Raw genomic sequence first — 15319 nt, 5'->3', positions numbered from 1 at the left:
TCGCTGGAAGGATCAAGATCATGACAGACACCCAATTTGGCCCCAAAGGCTGGACGCCAGACCGCCTCGGCTCGCTTGCGGGCAAAACCTATTTGATCACCGGTGCCAATGCCGGTGCAGGATTTCAGGCCGCCCGCATTCTGCTGGCCAAAGGTGCGCAGGTGGTGATGCTGAACCGCAGCGCCGAAAAATCTTCCGCCGCCGTCGACGATCTGAAACAGGAATTCGGCGCAAAGGCCGATGTGCGTTTCATTCGCATGGATCTGGCTGAATTGGCCAGCGTGCGCGCCGCCGCGGCAGAGGTGCTGGCGACCGTGCCGCGCATTGACGCCCTGATCTGTAACGCCGCCATCGCGCAGGTGCCGACACAGAAATTCACCAAAGATGGTTTCGAAAGCCAGCTGGGCACCAACCATTATGGTCATTTTGTCCTCTGCGGCATGCTTTTTGATCGCATCGACGAAAGTGCAGGCCGCATCGTGGTTGTTGCCAGCCTTGGCTACAAGATGGGGCTGCGGACCATTCAGTTCGACGATATGAACTGGGACAAGGCCTATCGCGCCAATCCCGCCTATAGCCAAAGCAAGCTGGCGCAGATGATGTTCGCCTATGAGCTGCAAGACCGGATCGCAGCGGCGGGAAAACGCGTGCGCGTCTTTGTCTGTCACCCCGGATCTTCCGCGACCTCGTTGATCCGCACAAGCGGCAGCCTGACCTCGCGCCTCGTATTCGGGCTTATGTCGCTGTCACCAATGGTGCAATCCGCCGAAAAGGGCGCCTATCCAGAAGTCATGTGCGCCACCGAAGACGGGCTGAAGCCCAAGGCATTATATGGCCCCACAGGACGCATGGAATGGGTCGGCCCGGTGGGCCAAGGCACGTTGGAATCCTTTGCGCATGACAAGGCCGTGACGGTAAAGCTTTGGGATCGTTCGGAAAAAGAAACCGGCTTTACCTGGCAGATTTGACCGGAACGCGCGGGCGGCAGCGGCGGTGAAAGATTGGACAAACCCCGGTCTTTCCTGCCATCCGCCGCCCCAGCGTCATGCGCCGCCAGAGGCGGTGCGGACCGCAAGGTTTTTCAGAATATCCTCGGCGGATGGCGTCGGCAGATCAAAATAATCCATTGTCCCGGCATAGCCATTGCCGCCCATCCGGCCAAGCGCATCAAGCTTTTCGTGGTCGGAATAATAGGATTCGGGATCAATCACATCCTCGCGGATATGTGCCCGCACGATCCGGCCAAGAATGATCTCGCGCGCGGAACTGACCGAGATTCCAAGATACCGTTCGCATTCAAAGGCCACCGGCGCCTCGGCGATGCGCGGGCATTTGACGTGATCCCCCGGCACAGCCGTCAACCCGGCCATGGCAAGCTCATCGACCTCGGGCTCAAACCCGGCGGCGGTGACGGCCATGGCCTCGACGTTTACCCGATCCACAATGTTGACGGTAAAGCATTCCGTCATGCGGATGTTATAGGCCGTGTCCTTGAAGCCACGGTCCGGTTTGTTTTCGACGCCCAGCGCCAAAATCGGCGGATCGGCGGACAGACAGTTGAAAAACGAATAGGGTGCCGCATTCACCACGCCATCGGGCGAAATCGTCGTGACCCAGGCAATGGGGCGCGGCACGATGGTTCCGATCATGACCTTATAGGCCTCTCGCGGGGACAGATCCGCAAAGTCAAAGGCATGATAGCCGTCTTTCAAGGTCATTGGACAAGTTCCTTGCCGTAGTGTGAGAGGATGGATTGGATACTATCTGCCTGGGGTGCAAGGTCCGCACGGTCGACGACAGCGCCCAGATGATGTTCCATGATGTCGATGGCGCGATCGGGGTCGCCGACGCGGATCGCATTGATGATCTGTGAATGTTCATCCACGGCGCAATCGGACGAATGGCTGCGGGCATATAGCGACATGATCAGGGAACAGCGCAGCACCACCTCAGAGATATAGCGCGTCAGCACCGGGTTTCCGGTCAATTCGGCCAGCAAGACGTGAAATTCACCGGCCAGACGAATCGAGACCGGGCCGTCCTTGCCCCTGACGGTTTGCTCCTGTCGCACGTGCGCTTCGAGCCGATCATAGCCGCTTTTCGGCATCCGCGCACAAAGCAGGCGAATAACATCGTTTTCCAGGCATCTGCGCACCTCGAACACATGCTGCGCCTCTTCTTTTGACGGCTCGGCGACAAAAGCCCCGCGATTGCGCCGGGTCACAACCAGCCCTTCGTGTTCCAGCCGGACAAGCGCATGACGCACGATCGTGCGCGAAACACCGAACTGTTCGCCGACGGTATCCTCCGGCAGCCGCATCCCCGGCTTCAAGGCTTGTTCGATGATTGCCTTGCGAAGCAGGTCATGAACCGCGTCGGTCAGGGTGGTCTTGGTGTCACTCATAATCTGTTCTGCCCATCAAATTCGCACAATGCATATCGCATACAATTAAATTCGTCAATTGGATACAATTTACTTGTCACATCGCATTCACTGTGCCACCCAAAATACATCGTATCCAATTTCGCCGAATCCGAAATACAATCTTCCATGACGGGGACCAGAATATGAAACTACGACATCTCTTGCTCGCAACAGCAGCAGTTGCTGCATTTACAGGCACAGCACAGGCCGAGAATGTGCTGAAATGGGGCGCCAACCGCGATATCGGCTCGCTTGACCCATATTCCTTTGGCGACAGTTTCACGATCAACGTGCTGAACCACGTCTACGAAGGTCTGGTGCGCTATAACAAAGACCTCAAGATCGAACCCGCACTGGCGGAAAGCTGGGAAATTCTGGAAGATCAGATCACCTGGCGCTTCAAGCTGCGTGAGGGCGTGACCTTTCACAATGGCAACCCTTTCACCGCCGAAGATGTCGTTGCATCGCTGACGCGGGTCAGCCACGAAACCTCGCCGCTCAAAGGCAACCTGCCGGCCTATGTCAGCTCCAAGGTGGTCGACGAGCTGACCGTCGATATCACCCTGAACGGCACCTATCCGCTGTTGCTGAACGATCTGACCAACATTCATATCTTTGACAATGAATGGATGACCGAAAACGATGCGCTGATGCCAACCGATGTCGGCGCAGGCACCGAAGGCTATGCCACTTATAACGCCAACGGCACTGGCCCCTTCATCGTCGAAAGTCGCCAGCCCGACGCCAAGACGGTCTTTGTTGTCAATCCCGACTGGTGGGACGAGCCGCAGCATAACCTCGACAAGATCGAGCTGACGCCGGTGAACTCTGCCGCGACGCGGGTTGCTGCGCTGTTGTCGGGAGAGATCAGCTTTACCAATGACGCGCCGGTGCAGGATTTGCCGCGCCTTGTGGCCGCGCCGAATGTCGAAGTTCTGGAAGGCGTCGACCTGCGCACCGTGATGATTGGCTTCCCCTTCCGCGACACGCTGACCACCGGAGAGGCGAACCCGTTTGTGGAAAAATCAGTGCGCGAGGCGCTTTACAAGGCGATTGACCTCGACCTGATCCATCAAAAGGTCATGCGCGGCAAGTCCCGCAATGCCGGGGCCACCATCGCCCCGCCGATCCCCGGCTATACCGAGGCATTGGATACCCTGCCGGAATTCGACCCAGAAGCCTCCAAGGCGCTGCTGGCCGAGGCCGGTGTTGCCGAAGGGTTGGAATTTGAATTCAACTGCCTGAGCGACGGTTTGGTGAACGAAGAACAATTCTGCCAGGCGATTGCGTCGATGTGGAGCCGGATCGGATTGTCGCCCAAGCTGGACGTGGCGCCGCGCGCGGTGCAATCGCCCAAACGGACCAACGGCAAGACCGATGTCTACACGCTTGGCTGGGCCACTTTGCCATTGCTCGACAGCTATTCACCATTGTTGCAGATCTTTCACTCGAAAGACGGCAATGCGGGTGTCTTCAACTGGGGCGGCTGGTCCTATCCAGAGCTGGACGCATTGATTGATGCCGCCGGGAGCGAGCTTGATCTTGAAGCGCGTCTTGCCCTGCAAACCGAAGCGCTGGGAATCGTCAAGGACGAGATGATCATGATCCCGCTGCACCAACAACCGATGGCCTGGGCCGTGACCGAGGACGTGGCAGACATGCCATTGTTCCCCGATGCCAAGCCGCGCCTTTGGTTTGCGCAGATGGGTTCGGATTCCTGATCAAAGTGTTGGATCGCCTTTGGCGGTCCAACTGTCCGGGGGGGACCATCCCCCGGACCACTTAAACGTTTGTTTGGCAAGATCGGGGCCGCGCATGCCCCTTGATCGGCCCTGGCACTGGAGACCGGAATGATTGCCTTTCTTCTTAAACGCACCGCCAATGCGGCTTTTGTCATGCTGGCAGTGGCGCTGTTGGCCTTTGTGATCTTCCGGTTTTTCGGCGACCCGGTCGAAATGATGGTGAATGAGCAGGCAACCCTGCAGGACCGCGTGGAATTGCGCGAACGGCTGGGGCTGAATGACAGTTTTGTTGTCCAATACACCCGGTTCGTCACCAATGCGGTGCAGGGGGATTTCGGAATTTCCTATCGCAACCAACAGGATGTGATGGTGCTGATCAAGGATCGGTTCCCTGCGACGTTCGAATTGGTGCTGGTGGCAACGGTGATTTCACTGGTGGTGGGTATCCCGGCGGGGGTGATCACCGCCGTTTATCGCGACAGTCGATTGGCCAATATATTGCAGTTGAGCTCCATTGTCGGGGTGTCATTGCCCAGTTTCGTGGTGGGTATTCTGCTGATCCTTGCCTTTTCGGTCTCGCTGGGGTGGTTGCCCGCCTTTGGGCGCGGCGAAACGGTGGATATCGGCTGGTGGTCGAGCGGGTTGCTCACACCCTCGGGGCGGGCGGCGTTGATATTGCCGGCAATCTCGCTTTCGACGTTTCAGGTCACCCTGGTGATGCGGTTGGTGCGCGCCGAGATGCTGGAAACCCTGCGCGCCGATTACATCAAATTCGCCCGCGCCCGCGGCGTGCCCACCGCCCGCGTGCAATGGCGCCATGCGCTGCGCAATTGTTTGATGCCGGTGATCACCCTGACGGGCATGCAGATCGGCAATCTGATCGCCTTTGCGCTGGTCACCGAGACGGTATTTCAATGGCCCGGCATGGGGATGCTGTTCATTCAGGCGGTGACCTTCGTCGATATCCCGGTGATGGCGGCCTATCTGATGATCGTTTCCTTTATCTTTGTCGTGCTGAACACGCTTGTCGACATCACCTATGCCTGGGTTGATCCGCGCCTGCGCGATGACACCGCCCGTGCCAATGGTTGAGCAGGAGACCCCCATGGAAAAGACCCTTCCCGTGCCCGCACGCACCACGTTGCGCAACCGGCTGGACAAGCTGCGCGAGAGCGACGTTTGGTATTCCTTCCGCTCGCATCCTTCGGCGATTTTTGCCGCTGGGTTGCTGATCCTGGTTGCGCTTACGGCGTTTCTTGCGCCGTGGATCACACCACAGAACCCCTATGATCTGGCCGCGCTGGAGCTTTGGAATTCGGAAATTCCGCCGATCTGGAATGAGGCCCGCCAATGGCCCTATATCCTTGGCACCGACACCCAGGGGCGCGATATCCTTTCGGCGGTGCTTTATGGTTCGCGCATTTCGCTGATCATTGGCTTTGCTTCGGTTTTGCTGGCGCTTTGCGTTGGTCTCGCGCTGGGGTTGATGGCGGGATATTTCGGCGGCTGGATCGACAATGTGATCATGCGGGTCGGCGATGTGTTGTTGTCGATGCCGTTTATCCTGATCGCCATTCTGATCACCGCAATTGCCAGCGCATCCCTGCCCACCGGGCTGAAGGATATCTTGGCTGCGCCGATCCTGATCTTTGCCATCGCGGTGCCGTCCTGGGTGCAATATGCGCGCACGGTACGGGCCTCGGCGATGGTCGAGGCAAAAAAGGAATATGTGCAGGCGGCCAAGCTGATCCGGGTGAAATCCTGGCGCATCATGTTGCAACACATCCTGCCCAATTGCATGACGCCGATCATGGTGGCGGCCACGCTGAACTTTGGTCTGGCGATCCTGTCAGAAGCAACATTGTCGTTCCTCGGTGTCGGCATGCCACCCGATCAGCCGTCGCTTGGCACGCTGATCCGCATCGGCAATCAATATCTGTTTTCCGGCCTGTGGTGGATCGTGGTGTTTCCGTCGATCCAGCTCTGTCTGATCGTGCTGTCGGTCAACATGATCGGCGACTGGCTGCGCGATGCGCTCAACCCCAAACTGCGGTGATTAACGTGACTTCCAAGACCCTTCAAAACGTGCGCCCGATGGGCGGCCCTGTAACCGACCTGCATATCGTTGACGGTGTGTTCGCCGCCGAAGCCGCGCCAAACGCCGAGGTGATTGATTGTGGCGGGCGCATCGTGATCCCCGGGCTGGTCGAGGCGCATACCCATCTGGATAAATCGCTGCTCGGCCTGCCCTGGTATCGCAATGAGGTCGGCCCGCGCCTGATCGACAAGATCAACAATGAGCGCGAGGTCAAAGTCTCGCTCGGCCTTGATCCGCAGGTGCAAAGCGAGCGCCACGCCATCCTCGCCATGTCGCACGGGTGCACCCATATCCGCAGCCATGTGGATGTGGACACCCATCACGGTCTGGCCGGGATCGAGGGCGTGATGGCCACCCGCGAAAAGCTGGCGGGCATGGTGGATATTCAGATCGTCGCCTTTCCACAATCGGGCATGATGACCCGCCCCGGCACCGCCGAGTTGATGGACGCGGCGCTGGCGCTTGGCGCGGATCTGGTGGGGGGAATTGACCCCTGCGGCATGGAACATGACCCCAAGGGGCATCTGGACACGGTGTTTGCGCTGGCGGAAAAACACGGCAAGCCGGTGGACATTCACCTGCACGAACGCGACGCGCTTGGCTGGTTCTCGATGGAGGAAATCATTGATCGCACCGTCGCGCTGGGGATGCAGGGGCAGGTGTCGATTTCACATGCCTTTTGTCTGGGCGCGGTGGATCGCGGCTATGTCACCGGGTTGCAGGAAAAGCTGGCGGAGAACCGCATTCACATCCTCACGACGGCCCCGGCCTCGGCCCCTGTTCCGGCGGTCAAGGAGCTGAAGGCGCACGGCATTCTGACCGGGGCGGGCTGTGACGGCATTCGCGACACCTGGGGGCCGTATGGCAATTCCGACATGCTGGAAAAGGCGATGCAGATCGGCATGCGCAACAATCTGCGCCGGGATGATGAGGTCGAATTGGCGCTGGATATCTGCACCTTTGGCGGCGCGGCGATCATGGGGGTGGCGGGCTATGGCCTGGGCCTTGGCTGTACCGCCGATTGCCTGCTGGTCGAGGGCGCGACGCTGGCCGAAGCGGTTGTCACCCATGCGCCGCGCAAATTGGTGCTGAAGGCGGGCGAGGTTGTCGCGCGCGATGGCACCTGCGTGATCGAGGCCCCATGATGGGCGCGCGAACTCTCCTCTCGGCCCGATGGGTCATCGGCCACCGCGATGGCCGCCATGTGGTGTTTGAAAACGGCGTTGTGGTGATCGACGGGACCGAAGTGGTCTTCGTCGGCACGGGCTTTGACGGCGAAGTCGCGCGGCGGATCGACTATGGCGCGGCGGTGATTTGCCCCGGGTTCATCGACCTTGATGCGCTGTCGGACCTCGACACCACGATCCTGGGCTACGACAACGGCCCGGCGTGGCAAAAGGGCCGGGTTTGGCCCGAAACCTATGTCGCACGCGGCCCGTATGAGATGTATTCGCCGGAGGAGCTGGCGTTTCAGAAGCGCCATGCCTTTGCCCAGCTGATCCGCAACGGCATTACCACGGCACTGCCCATCGCCTCGCTGTTTTACCGCGCATGGGGCGAAACGGTCGCAGAATTCGATGCCGCGGCGGCCGCCGCCGAGGACCTTGGCCTGCGGGTGTATCTTGGCCCCGCCTATCGCACCGGTGGTCAGGTGACGGACAATGCGGGCAACATTCGCGCCACATTTGATGAGGCACGCGGATTGCAAGGCCTGGCCGATGCGGCGGATTTTGCCGCGCGGATTGATGGGGTGGCCTGCGGGCGCATTCGCGCGATGTTTGCGCCCGACCGGATTGAAACCTGCACCGAAACGCTGTTGCAGCGCACGGCGGATATCGCCGCCGACATGGGCGCGCCGGTGCGCCAGCATTGCAGCCAATCGCCCGTGGAATTGCGTCTGGTGCGCGAACAACACGGCTGCGCGCCGATTGAATGGCTGCACCGCATTGGTGCGCTTCGGGACAATTGGCTGTTGCCGCATGGCACCCAGGCGACCGAAGCGGAATTTGACCTGATTGCCGGGGCAGAGGCCACTTTGGTGCATTGTCCGCTGGTGTCGGCGCGCCATGGCGGGATGCTCAAGAGCTTTCCGAAATGCCGTGGCAAAGGCATCAACATTGGCCTTGGCACCGACACACATCCCGCCGACATGATCCTGAACATGCAGATCGGCATGATGACCGCGCGGCTGGCCGATGGGATGGAGGCGATCCGATCAGAAGATATGTTTGACGCCGCCACACTGGGCGGCGCGCGGGCGCTGAACCGGCCAGATCTGGGCCGTCTGGCCCCGGGGGCCAAGGCCGATATTGCGGTGATCGACCTGCGCAACACCCTGCAAACACCCGATCCGGTGCAAACCCTGATGACATCGACCTCGGGCCGGGATGTGCGCGATGTCTGGATCGACGGGCGGCATGTGATGGCCGATGGCGTCATCCCCGGCATTAACGAAACCAAAGACGCCGCCCGCGCGCAGGCGCAATTTGACGGATTGATCGCCAAATACCCCGACCGCACCACCGGCCATCCGCCGGTGTCCGCGATTTTCACCCCCAGCTACGAAAGGGCCACGCCATGAGTGATGTCGTTCTTGACGTGCAAAACCTGCGCGTCGAATTTCCCACCCGCAAGGGCATTCTGACCGCTGTTGACGATATCTCTTTGCAAATCCGGCAGGGGGAAATCCTTGGGATGGTGGGGGAATCCGGCGCGGGCAAGTCGATGACCGGCATGTCGATCCTTGGGCTGTTGGAGCCCCCGGGGCGGATTGCCGCCGGAACCATCCATCTGTCAGGGGATCGGATTGATGATCTGGACGACACCGCAATGCAGAGCATCCGGGGGCGGCGCATTGGTGCGATCTTTCAGGATCCGCTGACCTCACTCAATCCGTTGTTTCGGGTCGGGGATCAGTTGGTTGAAACGATCCGTCTGCACACCGATCTTGATAAATCCGCCGCCCGCGAACGTGCCAAGGATCTGATGCGCGAGGTCGGCATCCCGGCGGTCGAAGAGCGGATCGACAATTACCCGCACCAGTTTTCCGGCGGTATGCGGCAGCGGATTGTCATTGCGCTGGCGCTTTGTGCCGAGCCGGAATTGATTGTCGCGGACGAACCGACAACCGCGCTGGATGTCTCGATTCAGGCCCAGATCACCGCGCTGTTGAAACGCCTGTGCCGCGAACGGGGCACGGCGGTGATGTTGGTCACGCATGACATGGGGGTCATCGCGGAAACAGCCGACCGGGTGGCGGTGATGTATGCCGGGCGCTTGGCCGAGGTCGGCACGGTCGACGATGTCGTGCGCCGCCCCAAACACCCCTACACAAGCGGATTGATGGGGTCGATCCCGTCGCTGCGCAAAGACGTGGCAGAATTGCAGATGATCCCCGGCTCGATGCCCCGGTTGAATGCCATCCCGCCGGGCTGTGCGTTCAATCCGCGCTGTGGCCATGCCGGGCCACGGTGCCACCGCGACATCCCCCGGATCGACAGCACACACACCGGCGCGGCCTGTTGGCTGGGCACGAAAGGAGAGGTCGCATGAACATTCGCCCCAATGCCATTCTTGAGGTTGATGCGCTGGAACGGCGTTTCGATGTGTCCGCGCCCTGGCTCAACCGGTTGATCGAGCGTAAACCCCGCCGCACGTTGCGCGCGGTGGATGGCGTCGATTTCGCCATTCAGCGGGGACAAACACTGGCGCTGGTCGGGGAAAGCGGCTGTGGCAAAAGCACCATTGCCAAGCTGGTGACCGGGCTGCATCCGCCCTCGGGTGGGAATATCCGGTTTCATGGCGACCGGGACCGGCTTCAGATGATCTTTCAAGACCCGTTTGCCAGCCTCAATCCGCGCTGGCGCGTGGGCCGGATCATTGCCGAACCGCTGCGCACCCTGCGCCCCGACACGCCAACCGAGCAGGTTTCGGCGCGGGTGGATGAGCTGTTGCGCACGGTCGGGCTGGCCCCGGCGGATGGGCTTAAATTTCCGCATGAGTTTTCCGGCGGGCAACGCCAGCGGATTTCCATCGCCCGCGCGCTGGCGGGGGAACCTGAATTCCTGGTCTGCGATGAACCCACCTCTGCCTTGGATGTTTCGGTGCAGGCGCAGGTTCTTAACCTGATGAAAAAGCTGCAAAAAGACATGGGGCTGACCTATCTTTTCATCAGCCATGACCTCAGCGTGGTACGCCACATGGCGGATGTGATTGCGGTGATGTATCTGGGCCGGATCGTAGAAATTCAGCCCACCGCCGATCTTTTCGCCAATCCGCTGCATCCCTACACCCAGCTTTTGCTGGAAACGATCCCCGATCTTGAGGCGCCAAAGCGCGACAGAAGCCCGATGGGCGGCGAGGTGCCTTCGCCGGTATCGCCGCCTTCGGGGTGCAGCTTTCATCCGCGCTGCCCGCTGGCCTTTGATCGGTGCAAGGTCGAACGCCCGCAACGCCGCCCCGAGGTACATGATCGCCGGGTCGCCTGTTTTGCCGCTGAACAAGGAAAAACCGATGTACAATGAAACCTTCATGCGCCGCGCGATAGAGATTTCGGCAGAGGCGCTGAACACCCCCGGCACCGAACCCTTTGGCGCGGTCATCGTCAAGGACGGCAAGATCGTCGGCGAAGGCATCAACCAGTCGCTGATCAACCACGATCCCACCTCGCACGGGGAAACCGAGGCGATCCGCGATGCCTGTCGCAATCTTGAAACCGTCGATCTGCGCGGCTGTGAACTGTATTCAAGCTGTGAGCCCTGTGCGCTTTGCGTGGCGGCGATGAACATCGCGGGGATTGCGGCGCTGTATTATGCCGCCGATATGGATCAGGCCGGTGCCGCCATCGGCGATCTGCCCGAGGCCGCGCGCTTTCCGGTGGATGTCGATCGGCTCATCCATGAATGCGGCCATGGGGTACATGCCCGCAAGATGCCCGCCGAACAGCACATGGCGTCCGAGGCGACCACGATCCTGACGGATTGGGCCACCTTGGCCAAATCCCGCGTCTGACCATGCGCCTGCTGTACATCAACCCGAATGCGACCGTGGCAATGACCGACAGCATTGTGGCCACCGCCCGCGCCGCCGCACCAGAGACCGAGATTTTGGGCTGGACCAATCACGACGGTCCGCCCGCAATTCAGGGCGCGGCGGATGGCGAAGCGGCGGTTGTCGGTCTGTTGGGGGTGTTGCCCCGTGCAAAGGCGGAACAGGTGGATGCCATTGTCATCGCCTGTTTCGACGACACCGGGCTGGACCGGGTGCGCCACGCGGCGCATTGCCCGGTGATTGGCATCGGTCAGGCCGCCATGTCGGTCGCGGCGCTGCATGGTGGTGCCTTCGGGATTGTCACCACGCTGGATGTGTCGGTGCCGGTGATCGCCGCCAATGTCGATGCCTATGGCCACAATGCGGCCTGCGCCGGGGTGTTTGCCTCCGGCCTGCCGGTTCTGGCGGTCGAGGCCGGTGGCACGGCGGTCGAAGATCAGCTTGTCACCACAATCGCAACGGCCCAGAGCGCCGCGCCAAGGCCGTTGTGCTGGGCTGCGCGGGCATGTCGGGCCTCAAGACCGCGCTTGAAACGCGCACGGGCCTGCCCTGCATTGATGGGGTTGCAACCTCTGCCGTGGTCGCACGCGCCATGCTTTTGTAAGGGTTTCCCCAGCCAATTCAGAACACTAGCCCCCCGCCCAGGGTCGGTTTCTGACGATTTTCTCGACCAGAAAATCCATGAACACACGCACCTTTGGCGACAAAACGTTGGAATTCGGGTAAACCAGCCAAAGCACGGATTTATCGGCAACGGCATAATCGGGCAGAACCTGCACCAATTGCCCGGAGGCAAGTTCCTTGTCGACGCTCCACCGCGAGTTGATTGAAATGCCTGCACCGGCAATGGTTGCCAATTTCTGGGTCAGGCCATCATCCAGTATCAGGCGATTTTTGGCGGCGGCCGGGGCAAATACCTCGCGCTCTCCGCCCGGCCCGATCAGCGGTCGTGCCGATTGGTTTTTGAATGCAATCAACTGATGCTTCGCAAGATCACTTGGATGGGCCGGCACGCCATTGTCGCGCAGATAGCCCGGTGACGCGCATAACATGCGCACATCATCCGCCAGCTTGCGACCCTTCAGGCTGGAATCCTCCAGCGCCGAATTGCGGATCGCCAGATCAAAGCTGCCTTCGATCAGGTCAAACACGCTGTCGGACAGGCGCAAATCCAGCGTCAAATCGGGATAACGGCGCAGAAACTCCGGCAAGATCGGGGCGATGTAAAGCTGGGCGAATGTGCTGGGGGCGGTGAAGCGCAAAGTCCCGCGTGGCGTGGCATGACCTTTGCCCAAAGCGGCGCGTGCGGCATCTTCCTGGGCCAGTATTTCGCGCGCGAATGGCAGGAATTCGGCCCCTTCCAACGACAATGACACTTTGCGGGTCGTCCGATGCAAAAGATCCGCACCCACCGCATTTTCCAGCTTCGCCAGATGCGCCCCGGCCACAGCAGGCGCAAGCCCAAGCTCGCGCCCTGCGGCGCTGATGTTCAGTTTTTCCGCAGCAAGGACGAACAGGCGCAGGCTGGCAGTGTCCATGATTTATATCCAAAACCTAAATTATGAATACGATTTTGACCAATTTACGCGGCATCATCAATAGATAAATATCCCAGCAAGACAGAGGTGATTTTCCAGCAAAGAAAGATCAAGCCATGACAGCCTATTCCCTACGTGCCGTGACCTCGACCACCGAAGATTGGATTCCGGTTTGTCTGCCTGTTGTGAATGATCTGGCCTGATCCACAGGCCCTCACCATTTCCCTGCCCCACATGTTCAGGGCCACTTGCCACCTTCAAACACAGGAGCGCCCGATGGCACGCACGGGTCACGTCAATTACCACGTTCACACCCCAGGTCGCCAAGCGTTTGAAATTGACGCGGGCGGTATTGCCGGCAATCTGGTAGCCCCGGAACTGGTGGAAACCGAAATCGCCCTGCATGATGTGCGCCAAGGCAGGACAACCCGCTTTGCAACCGATGGGGTCAGCTTTGAACGCAGCCCCACAGAGGTGACATCCTTTGACAACGACACCGCGTGGCAGCCCGTCTATGACGCCGAATTGACCGCGTTGTTGACCCAAAGGATTGCCGCGCAAGAGGTGATTGTCTTTGATCACACCCTGCGGACCGACGACCCCAACGCCAGCCGCAGACCCGCGCGCAATGTGCACAGCGACTATAGCGTTGATGGCGCCCGAAAGCGGCTTGTCGATCTGCTGGGCGCGGACAAGGCCGCGCAATGGGCGCAGGGGCATTACGCCTTTGTCAATGTCTGGCGTCCGGTTGGCAATCCGATCAACAGCGCGCCTTTAGGGTTTGTGCGGCCCGCGACCGTTGCGGATCAGGATTGGATCACATTGGATCTGATCTACCCGGATCGGCGCGGCTCAATCATGGGACTGGCGGCAAATGCGCACCACGAATGGATCTATCAATCCCGGATGACACCGGACGAGGTCGTCTTTTTCAACATTTACGACAATACGGGACGTCCTTCGGTTGCGCATAGCGCCGTCGATCTGGTCGAAGACCCGGACCTGTCCGTGATCCGCCAAAGCATCGAAAGCCGAACCTTGGTGCGATTTAAGCCGGAGCATCCCCATGCCTGACACTGCCACCACCCCCGCAAACACCTTTGCCTCCATCAACCGCGCCTATGACACCACGTTCCGGCCCGCGCGTCTGACGCTTGGGCTGGTGGCCCCAATCGAGGCCAACGGCAACAATCCCGTGCCGACCTTGCACCGCCATATCGCGCGGGTGCAACTGGCAGAGACGCTTGGCTTTGCCGCTGTCTGGTTGCGTGATGTGCCGTTCAACGTGCCAAGCTTTGGCGACGCCGGGCAGATCCATGACCCCTTTGTCTATCTCGGCGCTTTGGCCACGGCGACACAGCACATTGCCCTTGGCGTCGCCAGTATCGTGCTGCCCCTGCGCCATCCCGCCCATGTGGCCAAGGCCGCAGCATCGGTGGATGTGCTTTCCGGTGGCAGGTTGCTGTTGGGAGTGGCCTCGGGGGATCGACCAGAGGAATACCCGGCCCTCGGCATGGGCTTTGCCGATCGCGGTGCGCGGTTCCGCGACAGCGTTGCCTATATCCGGAGCCTTGCGGCCCCCTACCCCAGCCTGCAAAATAGCCACGGCACCCTGTCCGGCGGCATGGATATGTTGCCCAAACCATCGGGCCCGCGCCTGCCGCTGCTGATTACCGGTGGCAGCCAGCAAACCCCGGATTGGACCGCACAGAATGGCGACGGCTGGATGACCTATCCCCGTGATGCCACAGCCCAGGGTCGCGTCGTGGCCGATTATCGCCAGCGGGTTGCGGACACCGGCGAATTGGACAAACCCGTGATGCAATCGCTTTATATTGATGTGCTGCCCGATCCCGATGCCGGGCCGCGCCCCATCCATCTGGGGTTTCAATCCGGCACCACCTTCCTGCGCCGCTATTTGCACGAGATCGAGGCACTGGGCATCAATCACGTCGCCCTGAACCTGCGGTTCAACGAAGCAGAGATCGAGACCACATTGAAACGTTTGGCAGATGATGTGCTGCCTGACTTTGCCACATAGGAACACAGTATGCCCAAGACCATTCTTATCACCGGATCAACAGACGGCATTGGTTTGCGCACGGCCAAAACATTGGCGATGCAAGGCCATACAATCCTGCTGCACGGTCGCAGCCCGTCGAAACTTGCCGCCGCGGCGGCGGAACTGGGCGGCGGGGTCAAAACCTATGCCGCCGATCTGTCCAATATGGCCGAGGTCGAAAAGCTCGCGGCGGAAGTGACCACAAGCAATGATCCGCTGGACGTGCTGATCAACAATGCGGGCGTCTACAAGGTGGCGAACCCCACGACGCCCGATGGTTTTGATGTGCGGTTCATGGTCAATACCTTTGCGCCCTATGTGTTGACCAATGCCCTTTTGCCGATCATCCCCCGGGATGGGCGGATCGTGAATCTGTCTTCGCAGCCCAGGCCGCGATCAACCTGA

16 protein-coding genes and 1 pseudogene are annotated in these 15319 nt (G+C 60.2%); 14 read left to right on the top strand and 3 right to left on the bottom strand.

Translation table 11 applies throughout. The annotated features are described in order from the left end of the window. Nucleotides 1–20: 20 nt before the first annotated feature. Nucleotides 21–968: an SDR family oxidoreductase gene (locus tag AC0L4F_RS02430; RefSeq protein WP_244684867.1), complete on the top strand. Its 948-nt coding sequence runs from the start codon at nt 21–23 to the stop codon at nt 966–968. 75 nt (nt 969–1043) lie between these two features. Here the strand turns inward: AC0L4F_RS02430 and AC0L4F_RS02425 are convergent, their stop codons facing one another. Continuing rightward, the gene (locus tag AC0L4F_RS02425; protein ID WP_244684865.1) at nt 1044–1718 is read right to left on the bottom strand and encodes a flavin reductase family protein; all 675 of its coding nucleotides are present in this window, start codon (nt 1716–1718) and stop codon (nt 1044–1046) included. Next, entirely contained in the window at nt 1715–2404 is a 690-nt protein-coding gene (locus AC0L4F_RS02420; protein ID WP_244684863.1) for a GntR family transcriptional regulator, read from the bottom strand. Before AC0L4F_RS02420 ends, AC0L4F_RS02425 begins: the two co-directional genes overlap by 4 nt. A 164-nt stretch (nt 2405–2568) precedes the next feature. Between AC0L4F_RS02420 and AC0L4F_RS02415 the strand changes: the two genes are divergently transcribed. The 10 genes and pseudogenes from AC0L4F_RS02415 (at nt 2569) to AC0L4F_RS02370 (ending at nt 11918) form a co-directional block, all read left to right on the top strand. Next, nucleotides 2569–4146 carry an ABC transporter substrate-binding protein gene (locus AC0L4F_RS02415; protein WP_244684861.1) on the top strand — a complete coding sequence of 526 codons (1578 nt, stop codon included), beginning with the start codon at nt 2569–2571 and terminating at the stop codon, nt 4144–4146. Nucleotides 4147–4275: 129 nt separating this feature from the next. Next, complete coding sequence (locus AC0L4F_RS02410) at nt 4276–5259, top strand: ABC transporter permease (RefSeq protein WP_244684858.1); 984 nt, start codon at nt 4276–4278, stop codon at nt 5257–5259. 13 nt (nt 5260–5272) lie between these two features. Then, nucleotides 5273–6223: an ABC transporter permease gene (locus AC0L4F_RS02405; protein WP_244684856.1), complete on the top strand. Its 951-nt coding sequence runs from the start codon at nt 5273–5275 to the stop codon at nt 6221–6223. Nucleotides 6224–6228: 5 nt separating this feature from the next. After that, entirely contained in the window at nt 6229–7410 is a 1182-nt protein-coding gene (locus AC0L4F_RS02400) for an amidohydrolase family protein (RefSeq protein ID WP_244684840.1), read from the top strand. Next, nucleotides 7407–8846, top strand: coding sequence for a chlorohydrolase family protein (locus AC0L4F_RS02395; RefSeq protein ID WP_244684838.1), 1440 nt, complete (start codon nt 7407–7409; stop codon nt 8844–8846). The genes AC0L4F_RS02400 and AC0L4F_RS02395 overlap by 4 nt, the downstream gene beginning before the upstream one ends. Next, complete coding sequence (locus AC0L4F_RS02390; protein ID WP_244684836.1) at nt 8843–9817, top strand: ABC transporter ATP-binding protein; 975 nt, start codon at nt 8843–8845, stop codon at nt 9815–9817. The genes AC0L4F_RS02395 and AC0L4F_RS02390 overlap by 4 nt, the downstream gene beginning before the upstream one ends. Then, entirely contained in the window at nt 9814–10788 is a 975-nt protein-coding gene (locus AC0L4F_RS02385) for an ABC transporter ATP-binding protein (RefSeq protein ID WP_244684834.1), read from the top strand. Before AC0L4F_RS02390 ends, AC0L4F_RS02385 begins: the two co-directional genes overlap by 4 nt. Next, complete coding sequence (locus tag AC0L4F_RS02380; RefSeq protein WP_244684832.1) at nt 10778–11275, top strand: nucleoside deaminase; 498 nt, start codon at nt 10778–10780, stop codon at nt 11273–11275. The genes AC0L4F_RS02385 and AC0L4F_RS02380 overlap by 11 nt, the downstream gene beginning before the upstream one ends. Then, a pseudogene (locus AC0L4F_RS02375) lies at nt 11167–11715 on the top strand (aspartate/glutamate racemase family protein); the annotation flags it as partial. The gene AC0L4F_RS02380 and the pseudogene AC0L4F_RS02375, both read left to right, overlap by 109 nt. Before the next feature lie 104 nt (nt 11716–11819). Further along, entirely contained in the window at nt 11820–11918 is a 99-nt protein-coding gene (locus tag AC0L4F_RS02370) for a hypothetical protein (protein WP_348524063.1), read from the top strand. A 25-nt stretch (nt 11919–11943) separates the two neighbouring features. Here the strand turns inward: AC0L4F_RS02370 and AC0L4F_RS02365 are convergent, their stop codons facing one another. Beyond that, nucleotides 11944–12852 (bottom strand): LysR family transcriptional regulator, encoded by a 909-nt coding sequence (locus AC0L4F_RS02365; RefSeq protein ID WP_244684830.1) that lies wholly within the window; start codon nt 12850–12852, stop codon nt 11944–11946. Between the two features lie 276 nt (nt 12853–13128). Between AC0L4F_RS02365 and AC0L4F_RS02360 the strand changes: the two genes are divergently transcribed. The 3 genes from AC0L4F_RS02360 to AC0L4F_RS02350 are packed head-to-tail and all read left to right on the top strand — an operon-like array spanning nt 13129 to nt 15319. After that, nucleotides 13129–13926: a CmcJ/NvfI family oxidoreductase gene (locus tag AC0L4F_RS02360; protein WP_244684828.1), complete on the top strand. Its 798-nt coding sequence runs from the start codon at nt 13129–13131 to the stop codon at nt 13924–13926. After that, the gene (locus tag AC0L4F_RS02355; protein ID WP_244684826.1) at nt 13919–14893 is read left to right on the top strand and encodes an LLM class oxidoreductase; all 975 of its coding nucleotides are present in this window, start codon (nt 13919–13921) and stop codon (nt 14891–14893) included. Before AC0L4F_RS02360 ends, AC0L4F_RS02355 begins: the two co-directional genes overlap by 8 nt. 9 nt (nt 14894–14902) lie before the next feature. Next, nucleotides 14903–15319, top strand: coding sequence for an SDR family NAD(P)-dependent oxidoreductase (locus AC0L4F_RS02350; protein WP_348524056.1), 417 nt, complete (start codon nt 14903–14905; stop codon nt 15317–15319).

The sequence above is a fragment of the Marinovum sp. J2-8 genome, from assembly GCF_055808435.1.
This window is presented reverse-complemented; position numbering and strand designations above follow the sequence as displayed.

Excerpts from the sequence above, each read along its gene's own strand:
- AC0L4F_RS02430 (WP_244684867.1), top strand. The coding sequence starts at position 21 with ATGACAGACACCCAATTTGGCCCCAAAGGCTGGACGCCAGACCGCCTC.
- AC0L4F_RS02425 (WP_244684865.1), bottom strand. The coding sequence starts at position 1,718 with ATGACCTTGAAAGACGGCTATCATGCCTTTGACTTTGCGGATCTGTCC.
- AC0L4F_RS02420 (WP_244684863.1), bottom strand. The coding sequence starts at position 2,404 with ATGAGTGACACCAAGACCACCCTGACCGACGCGGTTCATGACCTGCTT.
- AC0L4F_RS02415 (WP_244684861.1), top strand. The coding sequence starts at position 2,569 with ATGAAACTACGACATCTCTTGCTCGCAACAGCAGCAGTTGCTGCATTT.
- AC0L4F_RS02410 (WP_244684858.1), top strand. The coding sequence starts at position 4,276 with ATGATTGCCTTTCTTCTTAAACGCACCGCCAATGCGGCTTTTGTCATG.
- AC0L4F_RS02405 (WP_244684856.1), top strand. The coding sequence starts at position 5,273 with ATGGAAAAGACCCTTCCCGTGCCCGCACGCACCACGTTGCGCAACCGG.
- AC0L4F_RS02395 (WP_244684838.1), top strand. The coding sequence starts at position 7,407 with ATGATGGGCGCGCGAACTCTCCTCTCGGCCCGATGGGTCATCGGCCAC.
- AC0L4F_RS02390 (WP_244684836.1), top strand. The coding sequence starts at position 8,843 with ATGAGTGATGTCGTTCTTGACGTGCAAAACCTGCGCGTCGAATTTCCC.
- AC0L4F_RS02385 (WP_244684834.1), top strand. The coding sequence starts at position 9,814 with ATGAACATTCGCCCCAATGCCATTCTTGAGGTTGATGCGCTGGAACGG.
- AC0L4F_RS02380 (WP_244684832.1), top strand. The coding sequence starts at position 10,778 with ATGTACAATGAAACCTTCATGCGCCGCGCGATAGAGATTTCGGCAGAG.
- AC0L4F_RS02370 (WP_348524063.1), top strand. The coding sequence starts at position 11,820 with ATGTCGGGCCTCAAGACCGCGCTTGAAACGCGCACGGGCCTGCCCTGC.
- AC0L4F_RS02365 (WP_244684830.1), bottom strand. The coding sequence starts at position 12,852 with ATGGACACTGCCAGCCTGCGCCTGTTCGTCCTTGCTGCGGAAAAACTG.
- AC0L4F_RS02360 (WP_244684828.1), top strand. The coding sequence starts at position 13,129 with ATGGCACGCACGGGTCACGTCAATTACCACGTTCACACCCCAGGTCGC.
- AC0L4F_RS02355 (WP_244684826.1), top strand. The coding sequence starts at position 13,919 with ATGCCTGACACTGCCACCACCCCCGCAAACACCTTTGCCTCCATCAAC.
- AC0L4F_RS02350 (WP_348524056.1), top strand. The coding sequence starts at position 14,903 with ATGCCCAAGACCATTCTTATCACCGGATCAACAGACGGCATTGGTTTG.